Source organism: Bradyrhizobium oligotrophicum (assembly GCF_051168495.1).
In the GTDB taxonomy this organism is placed as follows: Bacteria; Pseudomonadota; Alphaproteobacteria; order Rhizobiales; family Xanthobacteraceae; genus Bradyrhizobium; species Bradyrhizobium oligotrophicum_A.
The window spans coordinates 48,913-64,511 of the sequence record NZ_JBNPVB010000009.1; the positions used below are offsets into that span (position 1 = coordinate 48,913).

16 protein-coding genes are annotated in these 15,599 nt (G+C 66.8%); 7 read left to right on the forward strand and 9 right to left on the reverse strand.

The features are described from left to right. Positions 1–102 precede the first annotated feature (102 nt). The 5 genes from ACQR1B_RS18200 to ACQR1B_RS18220 all read right to left on the reverse strand — a co-directional run bounded on the left by ACQR1B_RS18200 (position 103) and on the right by ACQR1B_RS18220 (position 6,179). Complete coding sequence (locus tag ACQR1B_RS18200; protein ID WP_434836196.1) at positions 103–2,085, reverse strand: AI-2E family transporter; 1,983 nt, start codon at positions 2,083–2,085, stop codon at positions 103–105. A 349-nt stretch (positions 2,086–2,434) separates the two neighbouring features. Further along, positions 2,435–2,698 carry an endonuclease domain-containing protein gene (locus ACQR1B_RS18205; RefSeq protein WP_434874929.1) on the reverse strand — a complete coding sequence of 88 codons (264 nt, stop codon included), beginning with the start codon at positions 2,696–2,698 and terminating at the stop codon, positions 2,435–2,437. 276 nt (positions 2,699–2,974) lie between these two features. Then, positions 2,975–3,295 carry an antibiotic biosynthesis monooxygenase family protein gene (locus ACQR1B_RS18210; RefSeq protein ID WP_434836195.1) on the reverse strand — a complete coding sequence of 107 codons (321 nt, stop codon included), beginning with the start codon at positions 3,293–3,295 and terminating at the stop codon, positions 2,975–2,977. 140 nt (positions 3,296–3,435) lie between these two features. Further along, on the reverse strand, positions 3,436–4,659 hold the full coding sequence (locus ACQR1B_RS18215) for a DUF1501 domain-containing protein (protein WP_434836194.1): 1,224 nt from the start codon (positions 4,657–4,659) through the stop codon (positions 3,436–3,438). Next, positions 4,656–6,179 (reverse strand): DUF1800 domain-containing protein, encoded by a 1,524-nt coding sequence (locus ACQR1B_RS18220; RefSeq protein WP_434836193.1) that lies wholly within the window; start codon positions 6,177–6,179, stop codon positions 4,656–4,658. The genes ACQR1B_RS18215 and ACQR1B_RS18220 overlap by 4 nt, the downstream gene beginning before the upstream one ends. Before the next feature lie 149 nt (positions 6,180–6,328). Here ACQR1B_RS18220 and ACQR1B_RS18225 point away from each other — a divergent pair, with 149 nt between their 5' ends. Continuing rightward, on the forward strand, positions 6,329–6,550 hold the full coding sequence (locus ACQR1B_RS18225; protein ID WP_434836192.1) for a cysteine-rich CWC family protein: 222 nt from the start codon (positions 6,329–6,331) through the stop codon (positions 6,548–6,550). Then, positions 6,547–7,230, forward strand: a complete 684-nt coding sequence (locus ACQR1B_RS18230) for an HAD family hydrolase (protein WP_434836191.1) — start codon at positions 6,547–6,549, stop codon at positions 7,228–7,230. The genes ACQR1B_RS18225 and ACQR1B_RS18230 overlap by 4 nt, the downstream gene beginning before the upstream one ends. Positions 7,231–7,236: 6 nt before the next feature. Here the strand turns inward: ACQR1B_RS18230 and ACQR1B_RS18235 are convergent, their stop codons facing one another. Continuing rightward, positions 7,237–7,863 carry a TetR/AcrR family transcriptional regulator gene (locus ACQR1B_RS18235; protein ID WP_434836190.1) on the reverse strand — a complete coding sequence of 209 codons (627 nt, stop codon included), beginning with the start codon at positions 7,861–7,863 and terminating at the stop codon, positions 7,237–7,239. A gap of 98 nt (positions 7,864–7,961) precedes the next feature. On the opposite strand from ACQR1B_RS18235, the gene ACQR1B_RS18240 reads away from it, so the two are divergent. Further along, positions 7,962–8,747, forward strand: coding sequence for a crotonase/enoyl-CoA hydratase family protein (locus ACQR1B_RS18240; RefSeq protein WP_434836189.1), 786 nt, complete (start codon positions 7,962–7,964; stop codon positions 8,745–8,747). Here the strand turns inward: ACQR1B_RS18240 and ACQR1B_RS18245 are convergent, their stop codons facing one another. Genes ACQR1B_RS18245 through ACQR1B_RS18255 form a run of 3 tightly spaced genes read right to left on the reverse strand, consistent with a single transcriptional unit; the run spans position 8,748 to position 10,485 of the window. After that, a complete protein-coding gene (locus ACQR1B_RS18245) occupies positions 8,748–9,443 on the reverse strand; it encodes a glutathione S-transferase family protein (RefSeq protein WP_434836188.1) in 696 nt (231 codons plus the stop codon). A gap of 30 nt (positions 9,444–9,473) precedes the next feature. Next, complete coding sequence (locus tag ACQR1B_RS18250) at positions 9,474–9,713, reverse strand: hypothetical protein (RefSeq protein WP_434836187.1); 240 nt, start codon at positions 9,711–9,713, stop codon at positions 9,474–9,476. A 7-nt stretch (positions 9,714–9,720) separates the two neighbouring features. Beyond that, entirely contained in the window at positions 9,721–10,485 is a 765-nt protein-coding gene (locus ACQR1B_RS18255) for a TSUP family transporter (protein ID WP_434836186.1), read from the reverse strand. Positions 10,486–10,577: 92 nt separating this feature from the next. Between ACQR1B_RS18255 and ACQR1B_RS18260 the strand changes: the two genes are divergently transcribed. From ACQR1B_RS18260 to uvrB, 4 genes are all read left to right on the forward strand, one after another. Further along, positions 10,578–11,501: a LysR substrate-binding domain-containing protein gene (locus tag ACQR1B_RS18260; protein ID WP_434836185.1), complete on the forward strand. Its 924-nt coding sequence runs from the start codon at positions 10,578–10,580 to the stop codon at positions 11,499–11,501. Positions 11,502–11,567: 66 nt separating this feature from the next. Next, entirely contained in the window at positions 11,568–11,780 is a 213-nt protein-coding gene (locus ACQR1B_RS18265; RefSeq protein WP_172112391.1) for a hypothetical protein, read from the forward strand. 181 nt (positions 11,781–11,961) lie between these two features. Next, positions 11,962–12,144 carry a hypothetical protein gene (locus ACQR1B_RS18270; protein WP_434836184.1) on the forward strand — a complete coding sequence of 61 codons (183 nt, stop codon included), beginning with the start codon at positions 11,962–11,964 and terminating at the stop codon, positions 12,142–12,144. A gap of 186 nt (positions 12,145–12,330) precedes the next feature. Beyond that, positions 12,331–15,564, forward strand: coding sequence for an excinuclease ABC subunit UvrB (uvrB, locus tag ACQR1B_RS18275; protein WP_434836183.1), 3,234 nt, complete (start codon positions 12,331–12,333; stop codon positions 15,562–15,564). Positions 15,565–15,599 lie beyond the last annotated feature (35 nt).

A 15,599-nucleotide genomic window follows, 5' to 3' on the forward strand; every position in this document is an offset into this window, starting at 1 on the left:
CTGACCGGGGCCGCATTTTTTTGTCCTGATATCTGCGGACCGGGGACACATAGCCATCGCGGCAGCCCGTCATCGAAGCGCAGCGCATCTATCCATCGCGTCTTACGCGACAGCAGCCGGTGGCTCCCGCACGAGCGAGGTGTGCTGAGAGGCCTTGGCCTGTGCGGCTTCGACGCACATTCTGACAGCTTCGCCCATGCTGGCAGCGACCAGATCGGCCTTGGTGGCCTCTTGCAGCCCCTTCGCAGCGTCCTGATCAACATCCGCCGCGCAGCAGACCAACATCACGCTGGCTCTGGGGAGCCGCCGCTTCAGGCGACGCACGGAATAGCGCATATGAGCAACGCCGGAATTGCCCAGATAAACGAGACAGGCGATCGCAACCCCTGCGGGCTCCAACTTGATGACGTTTGCCGTCGAGAGCGACTCTGCTCCCGAAACCTTCGCGCCCAATCCATGAGCCGATGACAGTTGTGCGAGAAGCAACGCGGCCGCTTCGTCGATCGGGGTTCGCCCCGCGACGCAGAGGACGGGCTGCTCGCTCTGCCATTCCTCGGCGAGCCTGTCCCTGGCGAGAACGGGAATCGTGTCGCCTGCCTGGTTTGTGACCAAGCCGTCGACGGCCGATGCCGTTTCCGGATCGCTGATGGACTCGCTTTTCGGCAACGGACCATCGGTCTGATCGGAAAGATCCGCGGTCAACTCGGCAACGGAGTCCCGGATCGTCGCAAGGCGATCGACGGCGAGCGCCCCTCGGTCGGCGTCGGCCTGGGCCAGTTGCAGCCCCTTGACCGCGACTTCGTCGCAATAGGCGATCAACGAGCGCTCCTTCAAGAACTCTTCTGCCTTCCCGGCCGCTTCGGTCGGATCGTTTGCCAGCATGCGCTGGTAGAAGATCTCCGGAGGGGACAGCGCCGGACGATCACCGAACATGACGTCCAGGAACTCCAGGCTTTCGACGTGTCGTCCGATGACCACCAGACAGACCGTCAGCGGCGTTGCGAGCACGAGTCCGATGGGTCCCCACAGCGCGGTCCAGAACGCGGCCGAAACGACCACGGCGACGGGGGACAGACCGGTGCTGCGCCCATAGACCATCGGCTCGATGACGTGGCCCACCAGCGGCTCGACCACGAGGAACAGAACCAGCGTCCAGATCAGCATCGACCAGCCGGGGTCGACCGCTGCCGCCAGAGCCAGCGGAAACGCCGCGCCGATCACGGCGCCGATATAGGGCACGAACCGAAGCGCTGCGGCGAGGATACCCCAGAGGATCGCGCTGGGGATGCCGATGAACCACAACCCCGTGCCGATCACGACGCCGAATGCGCCGTTGACGGCGAGTTGCGTGAGGAACAGCCGGCTGAGCCTGTAGGCCGCATCATCGAGCGCTGCTGTCGTGCGCTGCATATCGGATGAACCCGCAAGACGAATGAGACGATTCCGCAGGTCCTCGCGCTGAAGCAATATGAAGATGACGAAGATGATGATGATGCCGGTCGTCGCCAAGGGATGAATGAGCGGCGAAATCAGCGTACGCAGACTGTCCAGCGCTCCGGGATCGGGCTGCCGGACCTCCACCGGGATCGGCGCCTGGGCGGACGGAGAACTGGTTCGCAGCCCTCCGCTCGGAGCCCGGGCCGCCTCCGGCTCTTTCGGCTTGTCGAGCTCCTTGCCCAGATCCTTCAGCATGTCCGATGCACGCTCGAGCGTCCCCCGCCCCGCTTTGGTGTCGCGGAACGACTGGATCTTGTTGCTCATCGTGGATTGATAGCTCGGCAACTCGCTGGCGAGCTGGGTGAGCTGAGTGGCGAGCAGACTGCCCAGCGTGAAGATCACGACGAATGCGAGAACGACCACGCTGACGACGGCCAATCCGCGCGGGGCGCGGAGCCGCTGCAGTTGCGCGACCAATGGAGCCAGGACGAAGCTGAGCAGGATGGCCAGCGCCACCGGGACCAGAATATCGCGGCCGAAATACAACAGCGCGATGATGATGACCGCGAAAATGGCGACGGCCAAGGCGCTGATCAGCCCAAGAACTTCTTCCGTGGTGCGGGCCTTGAGCGGCTGTCTGCTGATCATCAAACTCTCTTTTCCGAGTGAGGAAGCGCAGCGCGCACGACCGCCGAGACCTTGGCTCGATGGAAACAGGAAGCCCTACGAGCGCGGTCCGCTCCCGTTCGCCCGCTTCCGACACACAATAACTGACTCGTGAGCCTCCAGTTCCAGGGTGCGCGTTGCGTCGCATGGCGCCGATCGGCGGATTCGACGGACCGATCTCTTCGACAGCCCCCGGGGTATCGCTTATGATCATAGACGTCGTTTTGGGGGGAGAGAGTAGCCACGAACGCGGTGCGCCCCCTCTCCCCGTTCTTCACGGGGAGAGGGTTGGGGTGAGGGGCAGCCGCACGGAAGTACCAGCCTCAGCGAGCTAATCGCTCCTCGTCAGCTCCTGCTGAATGATCGCAAGCGCCCCTTCGATGTTTCCAAGAACATCGTTGTTCCAGAAGCGAACAACCTCATAGCCTTCGTCTGCCGGCACACGGTCACGAACAGCATCCTGCGCCGACTCGCTATGTTGGCCACCGTCTAACTCGACAACAAGGCACTGATCGCGACAGACGAAGTCGCAGATGTATCCGGCGATCGGCAGTTGCCGAACAAACTTGTGACCATCGATCTGGCGGTTGCGGATCTTGCCCCCACAAGGCGCTCTCTGCCTTTGTCTGCGCCGTGCGGAGACGCCGCGCGAGTTCGATGGACTTCAGATTGGGGCCTCGCACGTGCCCTGCCCTTAAATCTTTGTGGTCGTGAAACTTCTCATCTTGCAATTCGGCCCGAAGTGAAAGGCAAGGGCGATCTGAAACGATCACCACCCGTGCCGCTGCCCCTCACCCCTGCCCTCTCCCCGTGAAGAACGGGGAGAGGGAGCGCACCGCCTCTATGGCGACATCCTGACTAAAAAGGTGAGCTACTTCTTCCCGCCCACCGTCTGACGGACCTCGAAGCCCTCGAACTGCGGCGGGCCGAGATAGTGCACCTTGGTGTCGCCGGCCCGGTGGTGCGCGGCGCGGAAGGCGTCGGACTTGGTCCAGTCCTCGAAGGCCGTCTTCGACGCCCAGATCGTGTGCGACGCATAGAGCGTGTGGTCTTCGGCTTCCGGTCCCTTGAGCAGATGAAACTCGACGAAGCCGGGCACCTTGTCGAGATGGCTGTCGCGCGACAGCCAGACCTGCTCGAAGTCGGCCTCCGAGCCCTTGGCAACGCGAAAACGATTCATGGCGATGAACATGATGGTCTCCTGGATGATGTGCCGCTGTCCGGAGGAATAGCAGAGTTCAGGCCGCGATGCGCGTGCCGCGATCGTCGCGGATGCGGCGATGCCTTGCGCAAGCGAGGGCGGCAGCCACGATCGAGGAACGCCGGCCGGCCTTACGCGACCAGACCCTTGACTGGCTTCACGGCCGCGCTCTCCGGAAACACCGTCTCGCCGAGCGCGCGCTCGCTCAGGCCGAGATGATCGGCGAGCACGCCCTTGAACACCGCCCGCAGATCGGTGGTCGGCGCGAGGTCACGGCCCTGATAGAGGCTCGCCATCTTCAGCGTCGGCCAGTCGGCGACGACGCGGCCGCCCTTCACCGCGCCGCCGGCGAGCAGCGCAATCGTGCCGGTGCCGTGATCGGTGCCCTGCGTGCCGTTGATCTTCGCCGTGCGTCCGAATTCGGTTGCGACCACCACCACCGTGTCGCGCCAGCGCGGACCGAGCCCGGCCTCGAATTCGGCGAGCGCGCCGTCGAGGCCGGACAGCAGTTGCGCCAAGCGGCCGACCGCGCCGCCTTCATTGGCATGCGTGTCCCAGCCGTCGAACGCCAGCGCGGCGATGCGCGGGCCGTCATCGGCCGCCATCAGCTTCGCCGCGCCGCGCGCCACCTGGCGCATCGCCGCGATCTGGTTGCCGCCCGGCTTGGGCTTCATGTCGTCACCGAACGCCGCCTTCTCCAGCTTCAGGCCTTGCGACAGCGCCGACGCCAGCGCGGGATCACGATGGGCATAGAGATCGGCGAGACGCATCGCCGTATCGTCGTCGGCCTGCGGCAACGTCACCGGCGCCCAGCCGACGGTCGGCGCGGCGCCGCGCAGCACCAGTGGTGCCGTCGGTCCGACCGCGAGCGCGCCCGCAACCCGCGGCCCGCGCGGCAAGGCCTCCAGCGCGCGATTGAGCCAGCCGGACTGCACCCGCCCGGGACCGGCAAAGCCGCTTTCGAGCACGTCCTGCCCATCGAAATGCGAGCGCTCGCGATACGGTGTTGCGACCGCATGGATCACCGCGGCCTGCTTGTCGCGATACATCCGCGCGAATTCCGGCATCGACGGATGCAAGGCGAAGAACGAGTCGAGCGGCAGCGCCGGATGCGGTCCGTCGCCCGCGAGCGCGATCGCGCCATGCAGCCCGGCATAGTCGGGATCGCCGATCGGCGCGACGGTCGCGAGCCCGTCGAGCGCCCCGCGCAGGATCACGACGATCAGCCGCGGGTCGCGCTGGTCGGCAGCACGGGCAAATTTCGGCAGATAGGCCCAGGCGGCGAAGGACGCCCCCGCCAGCAGCAAATGCCGGCGCGAGGTCAGCAGCGACGTCGTGATCCGCTCCATCGTCATCTCCTCTGGAATTCCGGCGACATCAAGAGCAGCGTCAGCGCCTGTTGGCGCGTCTCCGCGCGCTCGATCGTCTGCCGCGTCTCGCTGGACGCCGCGCCAGCCGCGACGAGGTCGAGCAGATCACGCGGATCGAGATTGTTGCCGAGACGCGAGCCGAGCTGTGCCGAGATGTCGAGCCGTAGTTTCATGCCTTCGGGCGCGGCCCACATCGCATTGGTGTCGGCAAATCCGTTCGGGCCCGCCGGCGTCCAAAGCGGCTGGCCGAGCGTGTTGAGGGAGGCGAGATAGAAACCGGGATCCTCGGGCACGCGCGCCAGCAGCCGGCCGCCTGCGACGAGGAACTCATAGGGCGAGCGGATCTTGGTGAGCGGCGCCGACCAGGCTTCGTCCGCGTCGACGAGTGCCAACGTCACCGCCTTGAGGTCGCCGTCGGTCTTTCTGAACGCGCCTTCGAGCCGCGCGACCAGCGCGGGCGGCGGATCGTCGGCGACGAAATGGCGCGCGAGCTTGGTCGCGATGAACTTCGCCGTCGAAGGATGGCGGGCAATGTCGGCGAGCGCGGCCTCGCCCTGCGCGATCCCGTCATCCGGATAGGTCTTGCCGAGCAGAGTCTGCGTTCCAGGCTGATGCGCATTGGCATTGAACACGAAGCGGCCCGGCGAGCCGTTGCGGCTGTTACGTCCCGCGAAGCTCCAGCCGGTGATGATGCGCGCCAGCGACGTCACGTCCTCCTGGGTGTAGCCGCCGCCGACGCCGAGCGTATGCAGCTCCATGATTTCCCGCGCGAGATTTTCGTTGAGACCGCGCTTGCGGTTCTGGCCGGCGCGCGAGTCCGGTCCGAGCGATTCCTGGTTGTCGAGGAAGAACAGCATCGCCGGATGCTGCTCGACCGCCTTGAGCATATCGGCGAAACGTCCGAGCACGTGCGGCCGGATCGCCTCGCGCTCGAACGAGCCGGCCCACATCCGCGCCAGTTCGCCCTTGTTGGCGGAGATGCAGAAATGGTTCGACCAGAACGCGACGAGTCGCTCGGTGAAGCCGCAATCGGCCAGCACCGCCCGCTGCAGCCGCGCCAGCGCTTCGGCGCGAAACGTCTTCTGGACGACGTTGAGCGGCGGCTGCGGCGCAGGCTTGGCCGGCGCGGGTTCGGCTGCTGTCGGCGCCATGTTGGCGCCCATCGTCGGCGCAGGCGACGGCGGCGTGGCCATCGGCGTCTCGGCGCCGTTCATGGACGGGCCGCGCGTCTGCGCCGCCGGCTCCGGTGGCGGAGCCTCCGACCTTGCCGCAGCCTCACGCGCCCGCTTGACCTCCTCCTGATAGACGAAGACGGCGTCGGCGAGTTCAGGCGTTCTCTGCAGGCCGGGCACCTCCAACAGCGCACCATTGGGCCTGAGGAGTTCGGCCTTGACGAAGCCGCGCGGATCCGACGCCGCATTGACGAGATCGCCCGAGGCGCCGCCGCGCGCACCGAAGCCGAACCGGTTCAACGCCACCAGGGCCGCCTGCGGATCACGGGCCATGCCAAGTCCTCATCAAATCCTGCGCCATCGATCGTCGCGTGCGTCGGCATCCTGCGCGGGTTCGACACCGGCATGCTGGCGCCGCCTGGTACTGCGCACTATACTTGCCCTGGCAGATGAACCGGACATGAAAAAGGGGCTGGCCGGACGTGGTTCCGAAGGTGACAAATCGTTTAGCAAACGTGACCGCGCGGCAACTCGTCTGTGAGTCCTGCGGGACGGAATTCAGCTGCGATCCCGGCGGCGCCTGCTGGTGTTTCGACGAGACCGCGCGGCTGCCGCTGCCGAAGGCCGCGCAAAGCGCGTTCAAGGACTGCCTGTGCGTCAATTGCCTGAAGAGGCTGGCCGGCGAACCGGAGCGCGGCGCATGACGCGCTGGCACGTCGACGCCGTCCTGATCGACATGGACGGAACGCTGCTCGATACCGAGAAGGTCTATCTCCAGGCGTCGATCGCGGCGCTGAACGCCCTCGGCTACACCGATGGCGTCACCGAGCTCTGCCACGCCATGATCGGCATTCCCGGCCCCGACAATGAACGCAGTCTGCTCACGCGTTTCGGCGACGACTTTCCTCTCGTCGAGGTCAATCGCCTGTTCGCCGCCAACACCATCGAGATCCTGCGCGCCGGCATGCCGCTAAAGCCGGGCGTGCTCGCGCTGCTCGACGCGATCGAGGCCGCCGGCCTGCCCAAGGCCGTCGTCACCTCGTCCTCGCGCAGCACCGCATCGGAGCATCTGCGGCTGGCGCGTATCGACCACCGCTTCGATGCCATCCTGACCCGGGACGATGTCAGTCGCGCCAAACCTCACCCGGATCTCTATCTGCTCGCCGCCGAGCGGCTGCGGACACGCGCGCCCGCCTGTGTCGCGATCGAGGATTCGAATCCCGGTGTCGCCGCCGCCCACGCCGCCGGCGCGATCACGCTGATGGTGCCGGACATCGTGCCGCCGACCGAAGAGAGCCGCGCGAGGTGCACCGCCGTGCTGCCGGATCTCGACGCCGTGCGCGAGATGCTGGGGCTGCGCCTGCAGCCGATGCTGGCGACGTAACAGCTCCTAGCTGGCGCGGCGCACGGACGTTCGCCGCTTCGTCGCAGCCTTGACGCGCCTTGCCTGTGCCGCCTGGACGAGCGCTCGGGCCGCTTCGGCCGCGGTCTCCATGTAGCTGGCGTCTCGATGCAGCAGCACGACGGCGAAGGAGCCGTCGAACAGCAGCAGCATCTGGCGGGCGAGCTCGCTCGAACCCGCGATTCCCGCTGCCTCGATCGTCGCCTGCAGCCAGGCCTCGAACTTCTTCTTGTGCGCGGCGCCGATCCTGATCGCAGGATGGCCGGGCAGATTGGCGAGCTCGGCCGTGGTGCGCAGGAAGCCGCAGCCGCGCCATTTCGGATGCCGCGCGGCCTTGGCGAGATGGCGGAAGATCGCCGCGATCCTGTCCGGCAACGCGCCCTCGGTCTCGTCGAACCAGCGTTGAAACAGCGCGAGGTTCGGCTGATCCCGCGCGCTGAGATAGGCTGCCACGAGATCATCCTTGCTACGGAAATGATAGTACAGCGTCTTCTTGGTGACGCCGGCCTTCTCGGCCACGGCATCGACGCTCACGGCGCGGATGCCATCGGCGTAAAACAGCTTGCTTGCCGCGGCGACAATGCGCCCCCGGGTCGGATCTGAAGAACGGGCCATGGCAACGCTCCGGCTCGAAGTATACTGACCAGTGAATATACGTGGCGCAGCACCAAGCCTAGTGTCGGTGGCATCACGTCGACCCGCGAGGCGCAGCCATGACCGAGCCTGTCCTGTTTCAAATGTCCGACCGCATCGCCCTGCTCACGCTCAACCGGCCGGAGCAGCTGAACGCGCTGAGCTACGCCCTGATCGATGCGCTGATGGCCGCGCTCGACCGCATCGAGACCGATGCCGGCATCAGGGCCGTGATCCTGACCGGCGCCGGCGACCGCGCCTTCTCGGCCGGCGCCGACATCGATGAGTTTTCGGAGAGCGTGCGCCAGGGCCGCGCCGCCGCGCTGCGCGACTTCGTGCGCCGCGGCCAGGCCATGACCGCGCGGCTGGAGGCGTTCCGCAAGCCGGTGATCGCCGCCGTGAATGGCCTCGCCTTCGGCGGCGGCTGCGAGATCACCGAGGCCGTGCATCTCGCCGTCGCGAGCGAGCGCGCGCGCTTCGCCAAGTCCGAGATCCGGCTCGGCATGCCGCCGACCTTCGGCGGCACGCAGCGGCTGCCGCGGCTGGTCGGCCGCAAGCGCGGGCTCGAGCTGCTGCTGACGGGCGATCCCGTGACGGCCGAGCGCGCGCTTGAGCTCGGCCTCGTCAACGCGGTGGTGCCGCATGACGACCTGCTGCCGGCGGCGCGTGCGCTGGCCCAGCGCATCATCCGCCACGGGCCGGACGCCGTGGCCAGCGTCATCACGGCCACGACGCGCGGGCTCAACATGGCCATCGCCGAAGGGCTGCAGGTCGAGAGCGAGCAGTTCGCCGGCCTGGTCGGCAGCCGTGATCTCGACGAAGGCCTGGCGGCGTGGCGCGCTCGCCGGCCGCCGCACGCCTCCTGATCAGACCGGAAAGCCCGGCGATTTCCGCGCCAGGCCGTCAAAGGCGTCGAGCAGCCGCTCGCGCCAGGCGTAGACGCTGTCGGTCTCGTCCAGCAGCTTGAACGGGCTCACCACGCGCGCCCATTGGAAGCCGCCGAACACGATGTAGTCGGCGTAATCGGGCGCGTTGCCGCCGATGAAGGCTTGCGTCTTCAAGGTCTGGCGCAGCGGCTCCAGCGATTTGCGGAAACTCGTGACCGTCTGGTCGCGCGGCGCCATGATCTCTTCGAGGCTCCTGCCGAACCGCGCCTCGCGCGAGGCGCGGAAATAGGCGGCATCCTCGGCCGCCAGATTCTTCGGGATGTCGGCGATGATCAGCGGAAAGATGCCGCCGACGATCGCGATGTCGCCCCAAGCGTTGATGAAGCGCGCCATGGCGCGGCCGCCGGCGCCGCCGAACAGCGACGGCCGGTCCGGATAGGTGTCCTCGAGGTAATTGGCGATCACCCAGGAATCCGCCACCGCGCGGTCGCCGTCGAGCATGACCGGCACCTTCTCCGAGCCATGCGGCGAGATCGCGCTCTTTTCGGTGAAGCGCCAGGGAATCGTATCAGCATTCAGCCCCTTGTGCGCCAGCGCCATCCGCGTGCGCCAGCAATACGGGCTGAACGGACGCGCCGCATCGGTCCCGACGAGTTCGAACAGCTTCAGTGCCATGCCCGGTCCTTTCTCGAGTCCGGCACCGTTCTAACCCACGACACGGCCGTTGTCGCGCAGCAGCTGCGCGCCGGCCTCGGTGACCATGACGACGGTGCCGACGCCCGCAATGGCCGCGCGCGCGACATAGCCGAGATCGGCCGCATCCTCCCACACCGTCAGCCGCGGGCAGCTCGTCCGCCAGGTCTCGACGACCTCGGCATGGCTGCGCGGCGCGCGCGCGACCCATTCGACGAAGTCCAGCACCAGGGGATCCGCGGTCGCCGCCATGGCATCCTCATTCCGCCGCCGCCGAGTTCTGCGCGAGCAGCAGCAGCCAGCCGCCGTAGAGAATGTAGTAGCTCGCCACCGCCGTGATGATCCGGTTGGCCCAGGTCCGGAACTGCTGCTCGCTCATCGCCTCCAAGAGACGGCGCGCCAAGGTGGTGCCGAGCATGGAGGCTGCGACGGCCACCAGGGCGAGCACGGGATCGAGGCTCGCGGCCTGGTCGATGATGCCGCCGAAATAGATCAGCTTGGTGAGATGGCTCGCGACCTGGCACGTCGCCTTGGTGGCGACGATGGATCGTCGGTCGAAACGCGCGCCGAGGAAGAAGGTGTCGAGCAGCGGTCCCGACACGCCGGTCATCAGCATCAGCCCCATGCAGATCGTGCCGTAGATCGCGCCCTGCCAGAGGCTGTCCGGATCGGGCTTGAGTCCGGCCGGCATCAGCCGCGCCATGAACGGCGTGACGCCGAGCAGCAGCAGCGCCACCGGCGTGTCCGGGACGTAGCGCAGCAGCGACCACAGGCCGAGCGCCAACGCGCAGCCGACCAGATACACCGCGACCGGCCGCCAGCGGATGTGCTTCCGCCACAGCACGGCGCGCCAGCCATTGGAGGCCATCTGCGTGATCGCGTGCAGCACCATCGCCGCCGGCAGCGGCATGATCGCGAGCAGCACGCCGATCAGGATCAGGCCTCCCGCCATGCCGAACAGGCCCGACAGAAACGCCGTCGCCACCATCAGCAATCCGAGCGCTGCAATCAGGACGGGCGTCATGGCCGATCTCCATTCAGTGCAATCATGTCGCACTGGCGGCCGCGGCACAAACCGAGTTATCTTGCCCTCCATCAGTTTTCCTGACGGCTGGCATGCGGCGGCTTCTGTTCCTGAACGGCATCAAGGCATTCGAGGCGGCGGCGCGGACCGGCAGCTTCGCGGCGGCCGGAGGCGAGCTCAACGTGTCGGCGGCGGCGATCAGCCGCATGGTCAACCTGCTGGAGCAGCGGCTCGGTGTGGTGCTGTTCGAGCGCAAGGCCAACCGGCTGGCGCTGACCGCGGCGGGCCGCGCCTATCAGAGCGGGCTGACGCCGATCTTCGACGCGCTGTCGAGCCTGACGGCGCAGATCATGGCGCCATCGTCGATGCGGGTGCTGACGCTCGGCGTCGGTCCCACCTTCGCGATGAAATGGCTGATCCCGCGGCTGGCCGATTTCAGCACCGTAGAGCCGGACATCGAGGTGCGCATCACCACCGGCGGCGCCGCGGTGCCGTTCGGCGACGATTGGAGTTGCGGCATCAAGCTCGGCGACGGCGCCTGGCCCGGGCTCGTCGCCGAGCCGCTGTTCGCCGCCGATCTGCTGCCGGTGTGCACGCCGCGGCTCGCCGCCACGCTGAAGCGGCCGACCGACCTCAAGGGTCCCAGCCTGCTGCGGGTGTCCCACGCGGCGGAGGACTGGGCGTTGTGGCTGAAGGCGGCCGGGGTCACGCGCGTGACCGCGCGCGGCACCGAGTTCCAGTATTACGGCCATGCGCTGCAGGCCGCCATCGACGGGCTCGGCGTCGCTATGGGCATCCGCCCCTACATCGATGACGACCTCGCCGCCGGACGTCTGGTTGCACCGTTCGCGCTGACCATCCCAAAAGGCGAGCGCTGGTATCTCGTCTACCGCAGCTTCCAGGCCGGACAGCGCGATTTCAGCGCATTTCGCCGCTGGATCATGCGCGCAGCCGCGCAATCCGCAACACGAAATGCGCAGCGAAGAGACCCGCTCAAAAAAGATCCCGTTCTGTGAACCTCTTCACAAATGACGGGACCAATCCATGCTGTCGTTGCCGTTCGGGACATCCAGGACTACGCAATGACGTACTTGTACGAAGATTTCGCCATAGAGCCGTTCGAAGCAGGAAAAGGCCTATGGCATGCGCGGATTCGCCGTGCGGACATGACTCCAGTGGTGATCAATGGCGTTTCGTTCCCCTCACTCGAAGTCGGCTTCGCCTGGTCGGATGCGGACATGGCGATCGCCGACGCCAAGAGTCACATCGACCGCTTCCGGAAACGCTGGGGATAGAGCGGCGAATCTGCAGCCAGCGGAGGATATCGGTCGAACCCCGGGAAAAGACGGATAGCGCAGCGTGGAGCAATCTCCGAGAGTGAACGCTCTGGGAGTCGTCCCGCTTCGATGGTTCCAAGCCGACATTCACAACGCCAATTCGAAATGCCGAGTGTATTCGTAATGCGGACTGCAATTCATGGCTGAGCCTGCCGTCAAACACCTCACTTATTCGGTTCGCACACGATGTCCGGACTGCGATGCGGAACTGAGCGTGCTCAGCGTCATCAATGGCCGCGGCGGCTCTGAATACTGGGCCCTGCAATGCGTCGCCTGTCACGGCGTGCATCTCGACATCGTCGAGCCGCCGACCCGGCATTAGGGCTGCGCCCACCCTGCGATCGACGATGGCTTCGCCGGCCGGCGAGCCGCATATGCACGAGCCACAGATCCATGCGCCGCGGATGCATGGGCGTGAGCCATCCTGCTGCCAGCATGCTGTCAGCAAGGGGCTGGCCGGCCTCCAATCGCTCTTTCATGTCGGCGTCTCCGGTCCCATATTCGGGCCATGGCGAAGACCCCCGACACCCCAAAAAAGCCCGGCCGCACGCCGAAATCCAAGGCGCATCGCCCGGACGTGCAGCCGATCGCGCCGGCGCTGGCCGAGCTGCTGAATCCCGCCATCAACCGCGGCGAGAGCGGCATCGGCTCCTCGACGGGACTGAAGCCGCCGCCGGATAATTCCTGGGACCGCCGCAGCGGCGGCGAAGCCGCCGCGCACCGCGCGCGCGCCTCGACCCGGACCAAGAGCAATGATGTCGCCGCCCGCGATGCGTCCGATCGCCCGATGCCGCTGCGGCCGAATCCGCAGCCGGTTGGACGCAAAACTTCAACGACCGATGCCCGTGGCTTGCCCCCACCCGCCCCTCTCAGAGCGAGCGAAGCTCGTCTCGACCCGCAGGCGGCGGAGGGCCAGGATGGGAGCGACTCTCCTCGCCATCAGAACCTCGAGGCGGATGATGCCGCCGCATCCCCCGGCCTCTCCGAGGCCCCGCAGGCCAATTACGGCACCGCCGCCACCATCCCCACGCTCGATCCCGAGCTGGCGCGGCAGCCCGGCCTGCCTACCGCCGAGGACGACGACGAGGCGCTCGCCCGTCCGCCGCGCAACAAGATGGAGGCACTCGGCGTCAAGGCCACGGCGGAAGCGCTGGAGTCGCTGATCCGCGAGGGCCGTCCCGAGTTCCGCAAGGACGACGGCTCGTTGCGGGTGTGGACGCCGCACCGGCCGCCGCGCCCGGACAAGTCGGAAGGCGGCGTCCGCTTCGAGATCAAGTCGGCCTATGAGCCGAAGGGCGACCAGCCGCAGGCGATCAAGGAACTGGTCGAAGGCATCGCGCGCAACGACCGCACCCAGGTGCTGCTCGGCGTCACCGGCTCGGGCAAGACCTACACCATGGCCAAGGTGATCGAGGCGACGCAGCGCCCGGCGATCATCCTGGCGCCGAACAAGACGCTGGCCGCCCAGCTCTATGGCGAGTTCAAGAGCTTCTTCCCCGACAACGCCGTCGAATACTTCGTCTCCTATTACGACTACTACCAGCCCGAGGCCTACGTCCCGCGCACCGACACCTACATCGAGAAGGATTCCTCGATCAACGAGCAGATCGACCGCATGCGCCACGCCGCGACGCGCGCGCTGCTGGAGCGCGACGACGTCATCATCGTCGCCTCCGTGTCGTGCATCTACGGTATCGGCTCGGTCGAGACCTACACCGCGATGACCTTCGCGCTGAAGAAGGGCGAACGCATCGACCAGCGCCAGCTGATCGCCGACCTCGTCGCCCTGCAATACAAGCGCACCCAGCACGATTTCACCCGCGGCACCTTTCGTGTGCGCGGCGACGTCATCGACATCTTCCCGGCGCACTACGAGGACCGGGCTTGGCGCGTGAACCTGTTCGGCGACACCGTGGAGAACATCGAGGAGTTCGATCCGCTCACCGGCCACAAGCAGGACGAGCTGGAGTTCATCAAGGTCTACGCCAACTCGCACTACGTCACGCCGCGCCCGACCCTGGTGCAGGCGATGAAGTCGATCAAGTCCGAGCTGAAGATGCGGCTCGACCAGCTGCACGCGCAGGGCCGGCTGCTGGAGGCGCAGCGGCTGGAGCAACGCACCACCTTCGACATCGAGATGATGGAGGCGACCGGCAGCTGCGCCGGCATCGAGAACTACTCGCGCTATCTCACCGGCCGCCTGCCCGGCGAACCGCCGCCGACCTTGTTCGAATATGTCCCCGACAACGCGCTGGTGTTCGCCGACGAGAGCCACGTCACGGTGCCGCAGATCGGCGGCATGTTCCGCGGCGACTTCCGCCGCAAGGCGACACTCGCCGAATACGGTTTCCGCCTGCCCTCCTGCATGGACAACCGCCCGCTGCGCTTCGAGGAGTGGGACATGATGCGGCCGCAGACGGTCGCGGTGTCCGCGACGCCCAGCGGCTGGGAGATCAACGAGGCCGGCGGCGTGTTCGTCGAGCAGGTCATCCGCCCGACCGGTCTGATCGATCCGCCGGTCAACATCCGCCCCGCCCGCACCCAGGTCGATGATCTCCTCGGCGAGGTCCGCGCCACGGCGCAGGCCGGCTATCGCTCGCTGATCACGGTGCTGACCAAGCGCATGGCCGAGGACCTCACCGAATATCTGCACGAGCAGGGCATCCGCGTCCGCTACATGCATTCGGACATCGACACCATCGAGCGCATCGAGATCATCCGCGACCTTCGTCTCGGCGCGTTCGACGCGCTGGTCGGCATCAACCTCTTGCGCGAAGGCCTCGACATTCCCGAATGCGCGCTGGTCGCGATCCTCGACGCCGACAAGGAAGGTTTTCTGCGCAGCGAGACGTCGCTGATTCAGACCATCGGCCGCGCCGCGCGCAACGTCGACGGCAAGGTGATCCTCTATGCCGACCAGATGACCGGCTCGATGGAGCGCGCCATCGCCGAGACCAACCGCCGCCGCGAGAAGCAGGTCGAGTACAACACAGCCCACGGCATCACGCCGGAGAGCGTCAAGAAGTCGATCGGCGACATCCTCAACTCGGTCTATGAGCGCGACCACGTGCTGATCGAGACCGGCGGCGGCACCGCGACCGACGACGCGATCTCGATCGGGCACAATTTCGAGGCCGTGCTCGCCGATCTCGAAACCCGCATGCGCGAGGCCGCCGCCGATTTGAACTTCGAGGAAGCCGCCCGCCTCCGCGACGAGGTCAAGCGCCTGCGCGCCACCGAGCTCGCGGTGGTCGACGATCCCACCGCCAAGCAGCGCACCGTGCAGAGCAAGGCGGGCGCTTACGCCGGCGCCAAGAAATACGGCGACGCCGCCAATCTGCCGACCACGGCCCTGAAGGGCCGCGGCGGCGCGCGCGGCGGATCGAAGTCGCGCGACCGCGATCCGCTCGCTCCCTCGATCGGCGATCTCATTGGCGGCTCGCCCCACGAAGACGGTGCCTCCGCCCCCTCTCCCCGTTCTTCACGGGGAGAGGGTCGGGGTGAGGGGCGCCCCACGGGCAGTCCCTCCACCTCCAAAGTCCACAAGCCCCATCTCGACGAGATGCACGGCCCGGAATCCCTGCCCTACCGCCCCAACGCCAAACTGCCGCCAAAACCTTTCGGCAGCAGCAGCAAGATCATCCAGCCGACCAACTCCCGCGAGTCTGGCCCCGAATTCGGCCCCGCGCCACGCTCGACCGGCGGCCAGCCGGGCAAGCGGGGCGGCTGGAAGAAGCGGTAGTTTCCATTCCTCAGACTAATGAGTTGCGGGCTCAA